Here is a 12,625-nt window from a genome sequence, read left to right as displayed (position 1 = left end):
GTTCCTACCTGGCTTCTCGGGTGGCCAGCTGGTCAGCGGACTGGGCGACGCCGAAGGCCTGGGGGATGGGCTGGCTCGCCATGTAGAGGCGGTCGGCGGTGCGGCGTGGCAGCGGGTGGTACTCGAAGGCGCCGTAGATCCGGCCGTCGGCCGCCATCGGCTGCGCGGCGAAACGGGCCACGGTGGCCAGCCGGTACGGCTCGCTGCCGTGGCTGTCGAGCAGGGCGATCTCGGTCACGCGGCGGGCCCCGTCGGCGAAGCGGGTGAGCTGGACGATCACGTCGACGGCGCTGTTGATCTGGTCGTGCAGGGCGACGAAGGGGATCTCCACGTCGGACATGGAGGCGAGGGTCTGCAGGCGCATCAGCGCGTCCTCGGCGCTGTTGGCGTGCACGGTGGCGAGCGAGCCGTCGTGGCCGGTCGACATCGCCTGGAGCATGTCGAGCGACTCGCCGCCGCGGACCTCACCGACGACGATGCGGTCGGGGCGCATGCGCAGCGAGTTGCGCACCAGGTCGCGGATGGTGACCTGGCCGCGGCCCTCCACGTTCGGCGGCCGGGACTCCAGCCGGATCACGTGCGTCTGCTGGAGCTGGAGTTCGGCGGAGTCCTCGATGGTGATGATGCGCTCGCCGTCGGGGATCAGCCCGGACAGGGCGTTGAGGAGGGTCGTCTTCCCGGTGCCGGTGGCTCCGGAGACGATGACGTTGAACTTCGCCTGCACCAGGCCGGCCAGCAGGTACAGCATGTGCTCGTCGAGCGAGCCGAAGCCGATCAGCTCCTGGAGGGTGAAGGAGCGCGGGAAGCGGCGGATGGTCAGCGTGGGGCCGGTGAGCGAGAGCGGCGGGATGATGACGTTGACGCGCTCACCGGAGGGCAGGCGGGCGTCGACCATCGGGTTCGACTCGTCCACGCGGCGGTTGACCGTGGAGACGATCCGCTCGATGGTCTGCATCAGCTGGTCGTCGGAGGCGAAGCGGATGGGCAGCTGTTCGACCCGTCCGCCGCGCTCGACGAAGATCGCGTCGGGTCCGTTCACCATGATCTCGGTGATGGAGGCGTCCTCGAGGAGGGGTTCGAGGATGCCCAGGCCCAGGGCCTCGTCGACGACCCGGCGGATCAGCTGAGAGCGCTCCACGGTCGACAGGACCGGGCCCTCCCGGCTGATGATGTGCCCGAGCACCCGCTCCAGCCGCGCCCGGCGCTCGGCGGCGGCCAGCGAGCTCATCTCCGCGAGGTCGATCTCCTCCAGGAGCTTGGCCCGGTAGGAGGCGACGAGGTGGCCGTCCTCGCCCCGGCTGCCTTTCTCCTCCGGGGAGTTGATGCGTGCGCGGAGGCTCATGGGTCCGGTGCTCCTCGCTCCTGGTCGGTGGTCGAGTCGAATCCTGGTCGGTGCTGTCGGGCCGGTCCTGGTCGGTGGTCCAGCGGTCTCAGTGGTCGAGCGGTCTCACTGGTCCATTTGGTCTCAGTCGTCCAGCGGTCTCAGTGGTCGAGCGGCATGGTGGCGGTCTTGTGGGCCCGGCCGAAGTTCCAGCCGGGGACGATCGAGGGGATGTCGACGCCTGCGGTGACGGTGACCTCCTTGCCGCCGTACGAGGCCGGGCAACTGGTGCCGTCCGCCAGCCAGCCGCTGACCGCGTTCGCGCAGGCCTGCTCGGCTCCCTGCCGGAGCGAGGCCGCGCGCGCCCCCGCTCGGGCGGCCGTGCCGGCCTGCTGGGCCGTGTAGGCGATCAGGCCGATCTGGATGACGGCCATGGCGAGCAGCATCAGGATCGGGATGAACCCCAGGTACTCGATGGCGACTTGGCCACGGTCGTGGCGGCGGTCGCGGCGTACGCCCTCGTACGGCATGTCAGTTCGTCACCTCCTCGACGGCGCCGGCGTGCCCCGTGACCGTGAACGGGAAGTCGATCGTGCCGGGGAAGAGCACGGGCACCTTGAGGCCGACGTGCGCCCGTACGTAGCCGTTGCTCGTCTCACAGCCCACCTCAGCCCCCCTTCGCCACGCGGCCGACAGCTTGTCGAGGCCGGCCTGTCGGCAGGCGGCGTCCCTGGCGCCGCGATCGGCCGCCGTCCCCGCCCGTACCGCCTCGTCCGCAGCATTCCCCGCAAGCGTGTACGTGTACCCCAGCAGCACGCACTGCCACAGCAGCACCAGCGTGATGAGGATCGTGGGCGTCATGCCGAGCAGCTCGACGGCGACCTGCCCGCTGTCCGAGCGCAGCCGCCCGGCCGACGGCCTCTTCCCTGTGCCTGCCCGCACGATCATCCCCCTGCCTCCCTGCGGCGCCGGAAACTCACCGACCCCCGGTCGCCCCGCAGCCGCCCGCCCTTGCGGTCGCCCTCGGGTGCCTTGACGAGGCCCAGTTCGCCGGCGAGCCCCCACAGCGCCTGTTTGACCGTGCTCTTGCTCTCCAGTTCGTGGATGCGGCCGGCGTCCACCGCGCCCTGGAGCTCCTTGAAGCCCGCGGGGATCGCCGTGCCCGCCACCGGTGTGCCGGTGATCTTCTGGATGAGCGGCGGCTGGATCTCGGTCCCCCGGGTGTGGCGGTTGACGACGACGGTCGTCTCCTCGGCCTTGCGGATCTGCAACCGGTCCCACATCCGTACGGTCCGCTTGGCCGCGCGCACCGCGACCACGTCCGGAGTGGTCAGGAGCAGCGCGGTGTCGGCCATCTCGACGGCCGCCGCGCTCGCCCCGCTCATCTGGGCGCCGCAGTCCAGGACGACGATCTCGTAGCGGGACCGCAGCGCGCTGACGATCTGACGGGCGGCCCGGTCGGTGACCTCCTCGCCACGCTCGCCCTCGCCGGGGGCGAGCAGCAGCGCAAGACCGCTGTCGTGGCGGAAGACGGCGTCGGCCAGGACGCGCGGGGACATGTCGGTGATGGAGGCGAGGTCGACGACCGAGCGGCGGAACTGGACGTCCAGGAAGGAGGCGACGTCACCGGACTGGAGGTCCATGTCGACCAGGGCCGTGCCGCGACCGGAGGCCTGGGCGGCGAGGGCGAGCTGTATCGCCGTGAGGGTGGCGCCCACCCCGCCCTTGGCCCCGCTGACCGTCACCACCCGGCCGCCGGCCCCGGTGAACACGTCCCCGCCGTGGCCCAGATGACGCCGTACGCCCACCGACCACTGGGCAACCGCCTGTACGCGGCTGACCAGTTCCTCGTAGCTCAGGGGAAGGGCCACCAGTCCCCGGGCGCCCGAGTCCATCGCGGCCGAGAACAGGCCGGGGCTCGCGTCGGAGGTGATGAGGATGACGCCGACCGCCGGGAAGCGCAGGGCCACTTCGCGGATCAGTTCCAGGGCCGGGACCGGGCCGATCCGCTCGTGCACCACCACGATCTCGGGCAGTTCGTCGACGGACTCGGCGGCCAGGCGCGCCAGGGTGTCGATGAGCTGGGTGGAGTCGGCGACCGGGGCCACCGGCTCGGCGTCGGGGAGCTGGCTGAGCAGGGTGGTGATGGACCGGGCCGCGTCGGCGTCGCCGACGGCCGGGAGGATCCTGGTGGTCATGCCTGCCGGCCTCTCACTTGTCGTTCGCGAGTTCGTAGGTCCGGTCCTTGGCCGGGACGCTGGTGTCGCTGCCGGGAGCGACCAGCGCGAGCCGGACCCGCTGGGCGAACGACTCGGCGTAGGTGATGCGCTGGGCGTCGATGGTGGACAGCGCGAAGGTGATGGGGACGGCGTCGGTGGGCTGCTGGGCCCGGTTGTCGGCGTTCGGCTGGAGCGCGGTGATCCTGCCGACGTCGAGGACCTTGGCGTTGGTCACGATGATCTTGGACTGGGCGGGGTCGCCCTGGCGCTGTCCGCCGAAGGTGGCGTAGACGTTGACCGTGGAGCCCGGTGTGATCTTGCCGGCCACGCCGGTCGCCGCGTCGATCATGATGGCGACCTCCTGCTGCCCGGGTTGCAGGGCGGGCTGGTTCACGATCATGTCGCTCTGGAGCAGGGAGCCCTTGCGCAGTGTGGTGACCGCGATCTTGCCCTGGATCTGCCCGAGGTCGGTGACGGCGTTCGGCGACAGCCACCGCTTGGGCATCTTGACCTTCTCGAACTGGCCCGTGCTCAACGTCGTGTACGGCGCCACGTCGGTGCGCATCTGGTAGGCGGCGACCTCGGGGCCGACCTTGGACTTGACGTCGCTGATGACGGAGAGCACGCCCGCGAACGCGGCGAGGGCGCAGATGACGGACAGGATCAGGAGTATCACGCCGCGGCGCTGACGGGAGTTCATGAACCGTGCAACCTCATTGGGATATCGGTCGGCGAAGTCGAGCGGAATCGAATGACGGTGGTGCCGGTGGTTCAGGGACTCATCCGGTGGGTGTCCGGCTCTCGGGGACGGGTGGGGTGGCCGAGCAGAAGACGCAGCGGTCTCCGATGACGTCGATGCCGCACCAGTGGCACACACCCTGGCGTACCGAGGTGACCAGTTGGTAGAGCACCGAAAGGTCGGGCAGGTAGGTGCAGAACTCGATCAGCTTGCCGGTGCCCCACCAGGTGGCGGACTCGGTCGGCAGGTCGGCCTCCCGCAGCCCCAGCGCGTTCCAGGCGGGGGCGAGGGTGGAGCCGACCCAGTCGGATTGGAGCTGGCCCTTGGCGAGCAGCATCCAGCTGCCGAAGTCCGGCCCGGTCAGGGTCGCTTCGGGACCGATCCGGACGAGCTGCGGTTCCGGGTGGGCGATCACGCCGAACTGGCTGCCCGGAACCCAGGACTTGGCGTGCGCCTTCAGACCGACGGGAACGCGGTCGAGGCGGGCGACCGAGCCCAGGACGGCGCCGGCGTGGATGTAGTGGGTGAGCAGCCGGCCGGCCGAGGCGAGCACGCCGGGGCTGAGGTCGCAGGAGGCAAGCTGGCGCAACTGGCGGGCGAGGACGGCGAGTCCGAGCGGCGGCAGATCGGGCCGGAACAGGGCGATGCGGTCGCTCTCCAGCAGCGAGCGGACGGTGTGCAGCCGCCGTTCCACACCGCCGGGGACGGCGTCCGAGCACACCACGACGACGTGGCCGTGGTGGTCGATCAGGGCCCTCATGGCGTCAAGCGTCTGCTCCAGCGGCTGCTGGTCCAGGTCCTTCAGGACGACGGCGGGCACGGTCCGTTCGTCCTGCGCGGGCAGCGCCATGTCGGCACTCGTCACAGCAATGGCAGTGGACACGCGCAGCTCCCCGTTAGACGCCTGTCGGCCCGCCGGCGGTCGTCCGGCACACCGAGTTGACTTCACTGCGTGACTACCTCAGCACTGTATCCACGCCCCTGTGACCGGAGAACAGCGATTCTGTACCTGGCCGGCAACTCTCCTCGAACAAGTCATTTCAAACCGGGGCAGGCTGAGCATCCCGACCCGACCCACATGCATGGACCGGCCGCAACTCGTTGACTGTGGGCCCGGGTTTGGGCCCGCGGGCCCACGCCGCCCGAAGCCGCCCGCACCTACGCTCGCCGACCGGAATGGCGCTTGCCAGTGTGCGAGGAGGGGTGCCGCATGGCTCGCGGGGGCGGCAGACGGACATGCCGGAGAACGTACGGGTACGACGACTCGGGCGCGACCGCCACCGAGTACCTCGGCATGGTCGTGGTCGTCGTCGCCGTCGTGCTCGGCATCGGCGCCACCAGCATCGGCCAGGCCGTGTACAACGGGATCGCCGCCGAGATCTGCAAGGTCACCGGCGGCTCGGACTGCGGCGGCGGAAGCTCGCAGGGGGACGACCGGGCCCTGACCGACGCCGACTTCGAGCCGGCGCTGTGCCAGGTCTCGACGGTCAGCGACAAGGCGGGCTCCAAGGCGAAGATCCTGTTCTGGGAGATCGGCAAGGAGTACGGCTTCCAGGAGCAGCACGTCAGGGCACACACGGACGTCAACCACGACGGCAAGGTCGACGACCAGGACGAGCTGGTCTACCTCACCTTCACGGACGCGGCGTCCGTCGGCGCCAAGAAGGACTTCAAGCCCGGGCTGAAGATGGGGAAGGTCGGCACCGACAAGGTGGAGCTGGGCGCCGGGGTCAAGGTGACCAACGGCGACACCTGGGTGTTCGAGAGCCCCGAGGAGGCGCGCCGGTTCCGCGACGACGTCGAGAAGCTCCAGATGTACCAGATGCGGCGCCAGTCGCCGGGCGGTGCGGACGCGAGCCTCGGCGACAGCATCCTCTACCTCTTCGGCACCGGTCCCCTCAAGGACGAGGAGGACACGGAGAACCGGGTGAAGAAGGCGCTGGGCGACAACCGGAAGATCACCTACGGCAAGGTGGGCCTGGAGGCCTCCGCGGCGGCCGGCCTGAAGATCTCGGCGGGCGACGACAAGAAGCTCAGCGCCGCGCTCGGCGGCAACTTCAAGTACTCCCCCGAGATCACCTGGACCGACAACGCCTACAAGAACACCAAGTCGTACACGTACTCCTCGTCGATCGAGTACGGCACCAAGGCGAGTTACGAGGCGGGCCCGATCAAGGGCGACGCCTCGGCCTCCACCACCCAGACCGGAACCATCACCGTCACCTACGACAAGTCCACCGGCAAGCTGGTCGGCGTCAACATGACCCGGACCGTCGAGCAGGGCGGCCAGAAGGACAGCGCCAGAATCGGCGGGGGCAACGGCAAGTCGGGCAAGGACGAGCGCAGCGGCGGGGTGAGCGGGAAGGGCACCGACAGCTCCACCGGCATCGAGGTCGTCACCACCTCCCTGAGCTTCGACCCCGGTCCCGCCGGAGACCAGGAGAGAGCCGTCGCCGAGCAGTGGCTGAGCAGCACCAACGAGCAACTGGTGACGCCCTTCCAGTACATGTTCGACGACCACGCGCCGACCCGGCGGCCGGGCGCCGACGACCCCTTCGGCCAACTGGTCTTCGACAGGGGCACGTCCAGCAGGATGACGTACACGGGCCAGGTGAACGCCGCCGAGTACGGCTTCGAATTGAACCTCGGGCTCAGCCTCGGCCTGTCGGTCAGCACCGAGCAGAAGGCGGAGACCCTCACGGACGCCCGGTTCCTCGGCGCTCCGAACGGAGACCGCCGGTCCTACGTCCCCTACAGCTACTGTGCCAATTGAACCCTCCCTCAGCTGAAGCAGGGGGATTCCTGGCTCAAGCAGCTCATTCGCTCAGCGAGCGAACGAGTCTGACGCTCTCAGCACCAGCCGGGACGGAACCTGCCCGGTTGCCCATTCAAGACAAAGGAGTTGTGCGTGCTTGGCTCTCGCAGCGCACGGCGCTCAGCCTACCCGACCATCTGGGCGGTCTTTCACCTTTTGGACGAAACCCCCTTCCCTGCCCCGCTCCGCAGGAGTCCAATTCGTCCCCCGGCTGAAGCCGAAGGCGTCCTCGGACGTTTCCCGTGATCTCGCCGACAGGAGGGCTGGTACGCCGATGAGGACACGACTGCTGATCGCGGGCCTGATCGCTGCCGCGGCCGCCCTCACGGGCTGCGGCAAGGGCGACGCGGGCTCCGCCTCCGTGCCGAACGGCTGGGGCACGCTGAGCACGAAGGGCGTCTCCGTGTCGTATCCCGCGGGCTCCGGGGGCTACGTCGAGCAGAGCGCGGCCGAGCGCAGCAAGTACAACGCGGCGGCGGCCGTACGCGAGGAGTCGGGGCGGACGGTCTCGATCATCACCGTGCAACTGGACTTCACCCGGGCCGACTCCGCCGAGCAGGCCGCCATCGCCGCCGAGGCCGGGATCCGGATGGGAGCGAAGGTGGAGGGCGAGAAGGACGTGAAGCTGACCGGCACGGACCGGGCCAAGCGGATCGACTTCACCTTCGACTCGACCGGCGAGGACGGCGACCCGCCCAAGGGCACGCCGATCCGGGGCGTGATCCTGACGGGCCTGGACTCCACCGACCGGACCTTCGCGATCCGGATCGACGCGGCGCGGGGCGCGCTGTCCTCCGCGGACCTGCGCGGGATCGTCGACTCGGTGCGGGTGCACTAGTGGTGGGGACGGAGGCACGGCTCCGGTGATGCCGCTGGTCCGGGCCTGGGCGGTGGGCGTGGTGGTGCTCGTCGTCACCGAGTACGTGCAGATGACGTTGCTGTACGGGAATCTGGTCAGCCCGCGGGGCGTGGGCTCGTTCGGCGCCGCGCTGGCACTGGTCCACCTGCCGAACCTGGTGTGCGTCGTGCTGGCGACCTGGACCGCGGCGCGGGTGCATCCGGCGCCGTGGCGGGAGATCCCCGCGCGGCACGCGGTGGCGGCGTGCGCGGTGCCGGCGGCGGCGCAACTGCTGACGGTGTCGCTGCACTGGGAGCGAGCGGGACTGTCGTCCCCGGCGATGTGGATGTCGACCGGGGTGCTGCTGGCGGGGTGCTCGCTGGGCCTGCTGCTGGAGCGGTGGCAGGAGGAGGCGCAGTCGTAACGGGAGTGCCGGACAAAGCTGTTGAACCGGAAGCGACTTTGGTCTGGACCTCTTGACAAGCCAAATGGTCTGGACCAACTTGTACGACCAAGCGATGGCCACCGTTTGTCCTGCCCTCCCCTTCACCCCCCTCTCCCCCACCGGAGGCCCCAGTGGACCGCGTACCAGGCATGCCCAGACCCAGAGCACGACGGCTGCGCCTGTGGTCGGGAGCCGTCACCGCCGCCCTCGCCCTCTCCTTCGCCGGGGCCGGCCAGGCGTCGGCGGCTGACGTCAACAACGCCAAGAACGCCGGCTTCGAGTCGGGCCTGAACAACTGGTCCTGCTCGGCCGGCAGCGGTACGACCGTCTCCTCCCCCGTGCACGGCGGCTCCGCCGCGCTGAAGGCCACACCGGCCGGGCTGGACAACGCCCAGTGCACCCAGACGGTCGCGGTCAAGCCCAACTCGACGTACACGCTGAGCGCATGGGTGCAAGGCGGGTACACCTACCTGGGCGCGACCGGCACGGGCACCACGGACGTCTCCACCTGGACGCCGGACTCGGCGAGCTGGAAGCAGCTCTCGACCACCTTCACCACCGGCTCCTCGACGACCTCGGTGACGGTGTACCTGCACGGCTGGTACGGGCAGGCGGCGTACTACGCCGACGACGTCTCCGTCTTCGGCCCCGACGGGGGCGGCGGCGGTGACCCGGCCCCGACGGTGCCGTCCGCGCCGGGCGGCCTGGGAGTGACGGGCACGACGTCCTCGTCGGTGTCGCTGTCCTGGAACACGGTCTCGGGCGCCACCGGCTACAACGTCTACCGCGACGGCTCGAAGGTGACCGCGGTGAGCGGCACGACGGCGACGGTGACCGGCCTCGCGGCCGCCACCTCGTACTCCTTCCAGGTCACGGCGACGAACGCGGCGGGCGAGTCGGCGAGGTCGGCGACCGTGACGGGTACGACGGCGTCCTCCGGCGGGGGCGGGGGCGGCACCGGCCTCCCGAAGCACGCGGTGACCGGCTACTGGCAGAACTTCAACAACGGCGCCACGGTCCAGAGGATCTCGGACGTGCCGTCGCAGTACGACATCATCGCCGTCGCCTTCGCCGACGCGACGGCCACCCGGGGCGCGGTGAACTTCACTCTCGACTCGGCCGGCCTGAACGGCTACACGGTCGACCAGTTCAAGTCGGACATCAAGGCCAAGCAGGCCGCCGGCAAGAAGGTCGTCATCTCGGTCGGCGGTGAGACGGGCACCGTCTCGGTGAGCGACTCGACCTCCGCGACCAACTTCGCCAACTCCGTCTACTCGCTGATGCAGACGTACGGCTTCGACGGCGTCGACATCGACCTGGAGAACGGCCTGAACGCCACCTACATGACCCAGGCCCTGCGCTCCCTGTCCGGCAAGGCGGGCCCGTCGCTGATCCTCACGATGGCCCCGCAGACCATCGACATGCAGTCCACGTCGGCCGGCTACTTCCAGACCGCGCTGAACGTCAAGGACATCCTCACGGTCGTCAACACCCAGTACTACAACAGCGGTTCCATGCTGGGCTGCGACGGCAAGGTCTACAGCCAGGGCTCGGTCGACTTCCTCACCGCCCTCGCCTGCATCCAGTTGGAGAGCGGCCTCGCCCCGTCCCAGGTCGGCCTGGGCGTCCCCGCCTCCACGAGGGGCGCAGGCAGCGGCTATGTCTCGCCGTCGGTGGTGAACAACGCCCTGGACTGCCTGGCCAAGGGCACCAACTGCGGCTCCTTCAAGCCCTCGAAGACCTACCCGGCCCTGCGCGGCGCCATGACCTGGTCCACCAACTGGGACGCGACGGCGGGCAACGCCTGGTCGAACACGGTGGGCCCGCACGTGCACGCACTGCCGTAACGCCCCGGAAACCCTTCGCGGCTGCCGCGGCGCCCTCCGAGTGGGCGCGGCGGCAGCCGCTCGGTCCGGACAGGAGTCGTCGGGGTCAGGCGTCGTCGGTGGGCGGCTCGGCCGCCGCGTCCTTGTCTGCGGTGCCGTCCTTATCGGCGGTGCCGTCCTCGAAGTACGCGTCCAGGACAGCGTCCAGTCGCGTCTCCCATTCATCGAAGCGTGCCCTGGCAGGGGCCTCGATCTCGATGGGGTACCAGCGCCGGTCCGGGGTGTGGACGGTGATGGTGAACCGCTTGCCGAAACGGGGGGTCTCCGTCTCGACGGCGCCGATCTCGTCCCAGCGGAACTCGCACTCCTGGTCGTCCAGGCAGAGGCGTACGCCCTTGTGGTCGGCGACGATGCGGGCCCGGCGGTCGGCGGCCTCGAAGACGGGACCGTCGACGGCCTCTTCCTGTCGTTCCTCCGGCCGCTCCTCCTCCGGCCGCTCCTCCTCCTGCCGCTCCGCCTCCTGCCGCTCCGCCTTCCCGGCGGGTCCGGCATCGTCCGCGACCGCCTCCACGGCCGACGGCTCGGATGCCGGCGGCTGCTCGGCCTGCCGCGGCCGGGCGTCCTCCGGTTCCGCCGTCGCGGGTGCGGTGAGCCCGGGGATGTAGGCCGGGTCGAACCCGGCACCCTTCACGGGCTCGGCCTTCAGGGGCTGGCTGCTCGAACCTATGCGCTGCTCCACAGCGGGCAGTATGGTCGACGAACCTGTGCCGGACACAGCCAGCCCCGACTTCGTTATACGAAGATGGCCAAGACGCGTCAGTCGAGCACGGCGAGCGCGTCGATCTCGATCAGCAGGCCCGCGGGCAGGCCGACGTAGACGGTGGTGCGGGCGGCGGGCGGCTGGGTGAGGCCCTGCTCCTCGAAGTACGTGTTGTAGAGGTCGTTCATCTCCGCGAAGTGGGCCACGTCCGTGAGGTAGACGCGAATCATCATCACGTCGTCCCAGGTCGCGCCGCCCTCCTCCAGGATCGCCTTGACGTTGGCGAGGGTCTGGAGGGTCTGCTCGCGCAGGGTCGGGCCGGCCGGCGTGGGGGGCACGCCCTCCTCGGCGGGCAGGAAGCCGACCTGGCCGGCGACCTGGAGGATGTTGCCCTTCCGCACCCCGTGGGAGAACTTCGCGGGCGGGGTGGTGTGGGTCGCGGGGGTGAGGGCGATCTTGGCCGTCGTGTCGCTCATACGGGGTCCTTCACTGGGTTTCTGCCGGAGAACTCGTCGCTGATGGCGTCCGCGGTACGGCGCACCAGCGGGAGCAGGGCGAGGAGATCGTCGGCGGTGACGACGACGTTCGGCGCGGAGACCGACATCGCGGCGACCACTCGGCCGTCCGCGCCGCGGATGGGCGCGGCGACGCAGTTGATGGACTCCTCGTGACCGCCGAGGTCGGCGGCCCAGCCCTGTTCGCGCACCGTCGCCAGCTCCTTCAGGAAAGCGGCGGCGTTCGGTGTCGAACGGGCCGTGTACATGGGGTAGTCGAGCCTCTGGGCGATCGCGCGCCGCTCGGCCTCGGTCAGGTCGGCGAGCAGCAGCTTGGCCACGGCCGCGACGGTGATGGCGACGGGCTTGCCGATCCGGGAGTACATGCGCACCGGGTAGCGGCTGTCCACCTTGTCGATGTAGAGCACCTCGTCGTCCTCGTGGACGGCCAGGTGCACGGTGTGCCCGCACTGCTCGCCGAGGCTCAGCAGGTGGGGATGGGCGATCTCGCGCACGTCGAGGCTCTCCATCGCCTCCTGGGCGAGGGCGAAGAGCCGGGCGCCGAGCCGGTAGCGCTGGTCGGACTGGCGGTGGACGAGCCCGTGCTGGTGGAGGGTGCGCAGCAGCCGCATCGCGGTGGACTTGTGGACGCCGAGGCGGTCGGCGACCCGCCCGAGGTCGGCGGGGCCCTCGGCGAGCAGCGGCAGGATGCTCAGCGCCCGGTCGACGGTCTGGCTCATGGCGTACGGACCTCCTGCTCGGCCTCCTCGGCACCTTGCGCGGTGCCCGTCCGGCCGGGGGCGAGTCGCAGTCTTGCCCACGCAGCCTCACCCAGGGCGGCCGGCCGGTCGGCGTGGCGCCGGGCGGGAGGCGTGGCGAGGTCGCCGGGGACGGTGAGCGCGGCGTCAGGGTGCCCGGCGAGGGCGCAGGCCACATCGGACTCGGCGCCGCCGGCGGCCCGCTCGAAGAAGGGCATGTCGGCCGGGCGGCCCGGACGGGAGGGCGGGAACGTGACCATCGACTCGCCGGGCGTGACAGCGTCCACGACGGCGGGTGCGCCGGGCGTTCCGTGGGCGGCGTTGACGATGGTGACTCCCTTCGGGTTCCGTGGCGCCGGCATAGACCCGGCGGACCGCGGACATTGACCCGACTTCGGCGAGATGCTAGA

At 70.3% G+C, this 12,625-nt stretch carries 13 protein-coding genes and 1 pseudogene; 4 read left to right on the top strand and 10 right to left on the bottom strand.

Going from position 1 to position 12,625, the window contains the following annotated elements; genetic code table 11:
* Window positions 1–4: 4 nt before the first annotated feature.
* The 6 genes from ACIQFZ_RS01420 to ACIQFZ_RS01395 all read right to left on the bottom strand — a co-directional run bounded on the left by ACIQFZ_RS01420 (window position 5) and on the right by ACIQFZ_RS01395 (window position 5,129).
* Window positions 5–1,342: a CpaF family protein gene (locus tag ACIQFZ_RS01420; protein WP_365418158.1), complete on the bottom strand. Its 1,338-nt coding sequence runs from the start codon at window positions 1,340–1,342 to the stop codon at window positions 5–7.
* Window positions 1,343–1,482: 140 nt separating this feature from the next.
* Window positions 1,483–1,851: a TadE family protein gene (locus ACIQFZ_RS01415; protein ID WP_365418155.1), complete on the bottom strand. Its 369-nt coding sequence runs from the start codon at window positions 1,849–1,851 to the stop codon at window positions 1,483–1,485.
* A gap of 1 nt (window position 1,852) precedes the next feature.
* Entirely contained in the window at window positions 1,853–2,269 is a 417-nt protein-coding gene (locus tag ACIQFZ_RS01410) for a pilus assembly protein (protein ID WP_402690362.1), read from the bottom strand.
* The gene (locus ACIQFZ_RS01405; RefSeq protein ID WP_402690361.1) at window positions 2,266–3,519 is read right to left on the bottom strand and encodes a CpaE family protein; all 1,254 of its coding nucleotides are present in this window, start codon (window positions 3,517–3,519) and stop codon (window positions 2,266–2,268) included. Before ACIQFZ_RS01405 ends, ACIQFZ_RS01410 begins: the two co-directional genes overlap by 4 nt.
* A gap of 13 nt (window positions 3,520–3,532) precedes the next feature.
* Window positions 3,533–4,240, bottom strand: a complete 708-nt coding sequence (gene cpaB, locus ACIQFZ_RS01400) for a Flp pilus assembly protein CpaB (RefSeq protein ID WP_402690360.1) — start codon at window positions 4,238–4,240, stop codon at window positions 3,533–3,535.
* A 79-nt stretch (window positions 4,241–4,319) separates the two neighbouring features.
* Window positions 4,320–5,129 (bottom strand): hypothetical protein, encoded by an 810-nt coding sequence (locus tag ACIQFZ_RS01395; protein ID WP_402690454.1) that lies wholly within the window; start codon window positions 5,127–5,129, stop codon window positions 4,320–4,322.
* A gap of 360 nt (window positions 5,130–5,489) precedes the next feature.
* On the opposite strand from ACIQFZ_RS01395, the gene ACIQFZ_RS01390 reads away from it, so the two are divergent.
* From ACIQFZ_RS01390 to ACIQFZ_RS01375, 4 genes are all read left to right on the top strand, one after another.
* On the top strand, window positions 5,490–7,052 hold the full coding sequence (locus tag ACIQFZ_RS01390) for a hypothetical protein (protein WP_402690359.1): 1,563 nt from the start codon (window positions 5,490–5,492) through the stop codon (window positions 7,050–7,052).
* Between the two features lie 316 nt (window positions 7,053–7,368).
* Entirely contained in the window at window positions 7,369–7,932 is a 564-nt protein-coding gene (locus ACIQFZ_RS01385) for a hypothetical protein (RefSeq protein WP_365434995.1), read from the top strand.
* Between the two features lie 28 nt (window positions 7,933–7,960).
* Window positions 7,961–8,356, top strand: coding sequence for a hypothetical protein (locus ACIQFZ_RS01380; protein ID WP_402690453.1), 396 nt, complete (start codon window positions 7,961–7,963; stop codon window positions 8,354–8,356).
* Between the two features lie 170 nt (window positions 8,357–8,526).
* Window positions 8,527–10,224, top strand: coding sequence for a chitinase (locus ACIQFZ_RS01375; protein ID WP_402690358.1), 1,698 nt, complete (start codon window positions 8,527–8,529; stop codon window positions 10,222–10,224).
* A gap of 85 nt (window positions 10,225–10,309) precedes the next feature.
* Here the strand turns inward: ACIQFZ_RS01375 and ACIQFZ_RS01370 are convergent, their stop codons facing one another.
* The 4 genes and pseudogenes from ACIQFZ_RS01370 to ACIQFZ_RS01355 form a co-directional block, all read right to left on the bottom strand.
* Window positions 10,310–10,942 carry a hypothetical protein gene (locus tag ACIQFZ_RS01370; protein ID WP_402690357.1) on the bottom strand — a complete coding sequence of 211 codons (633 nt, stop codon included), beginning with the start codon at window positions 10,940–10,942 and terminating at the stop codon, window positions 10,310–10,312.
* A gap of 77 nt (window positions 10,943–11,019) precedes the next feature.
* Entirely contained in the window at window positions 11,020–11,439 is a 420-nt protein-coding gene (locus tag ACIQFZ_RS01365) for a RidA family protein (RefSeq protein WP_376651254.1), read from the bottom strand.
* Window positions 11,436–12,197 (bottom strand): IclR family transcriptional regulator, encoded by a 762-nt coding sequence (locus tag ACIQFZ_RS01360; protein WP_376651253.1) that lies wholly within the window; start codon window positions 12,195–12,197, stop codon window positions 11,436–11,438. The genes ACIQFZ_RS01365 and ACIQFZ_RS01360 overlap by 4 nt, the downstream gene beginning before the upstream one ends.
* 170 nt (window positions 12,198–12,367) lie before the next feature.
* Window positions 12,368–12,577: pseudogene (locus ACIQFZ_RS01355) on the bottom strand (sugar kinase); the annotation flags it as partial.
* Window positions 12,578–12,625: the final 48 nt, after the last annotated feature.

The organism is Streptomyces sp. NPDC093064 (assembly GCF_044754605.1).
Classification (GTDB): domain Bacteria; phylum Actinomycetota; class Actinomycetes; order Streptomycetales; family Streptomycetaceae; genus Streptomyces.
This window is presented reverse-complemented; position numbering and strand designations above follow the sequence as displayed.

Excerpts from the sequence above, each read along its gene's own strand:
- ACIQFZ_RS01420 (WP_365418158.1), bottom strand. The coding sequence starts at position 1,342 with ATGAGCCTCCGCGCACGCATCAACTCCCCGGAGGAGAAAGGCAGCCGG.
- ACIQFZ_RS01415 (WP_365418155.1), bottom strand. The coding sequence starts at position 1,851 with ATGCCGTACGAGGGCGTACGCCGCGACCGCCGCCACGACCGTGGCCAA.
- ACIQFZ_RS01410 (WP_402690362.1), bottom strand. The coding sequence starts at position 2,269 with ATGATCGTGCGGGCAGGCACAGGGAAGAGGCCGTCGGCCGGGCGGCTG.
- ACIQFZ_RS01405 (WP_402690361.1), bottom strand. The coding sequence starts at position 3,519 with ATGACCACCAGGATCCTCCCGGCCGTCGGCGACGCCGACGCGGCCCGG.
- cpaB (WP_402690360.1), bottom strand. The coding sequence starts at position 4,240 with ATGAACTCCCGTCAGCGCCGCGGCGTGATACTCCTGATCCTGTCCGTC.
- ACIQFZ_RS01395 (WP_402690454.1), bottom strand. The coding sequence starts at position 5,129 with ATGGCGCTGCCCGCGCAGGACGAACGGACCGTGCCCGCCGTCGTCCTG.
- ACIQFZ_RS01390 (WP_402690359.1), top strand. The coding sequence starts at position 5,490 with ATGGCTCGCGGGGGCGGCAGACGGACATGCCGGAGAACGTACGGGTAC.
- ACIQFZ_RS01385 (WP_365434995.1), top strand. The coding sequence starts at position 7,369 with ATGAGGACACGACTGCTGATCGCGGGCCTGATCGCTGCCGCGGCCGCC.
- ACIQFZ_RS01380 (WP_402690453.1), top strand. The coding sequence starts at position 7,961 with ATGCCGCTGGTCCGGGCCTGGGCGGTGGGCGTGGTGGTGCTCGTCGTC.
- ACIQFZ_RS01375 (WP_402690358.1), top strand. The coding sequence starts at position 8,527 with ATGCCCAGACCCAGAGCACGACGGCTGCGCCTGTGGTCGGGAGCCGTC.
- ACIQFZ_RS01365 (WP_376651254.1), bottom strand. The coding sequence starts at position 11,439 with ATGAGCGACACGACGGCCAAGATCGCCCTCACCCCCGCGACCCACACC.
- ACIQFZ_RS01360 (WP_376651253.1), bottom strand. The coding sequence starts at position 12,197 with ATGAGCCAGACCGTCGACCGGGCGCTGAGCATCCTGCCGCTGCTCGCC.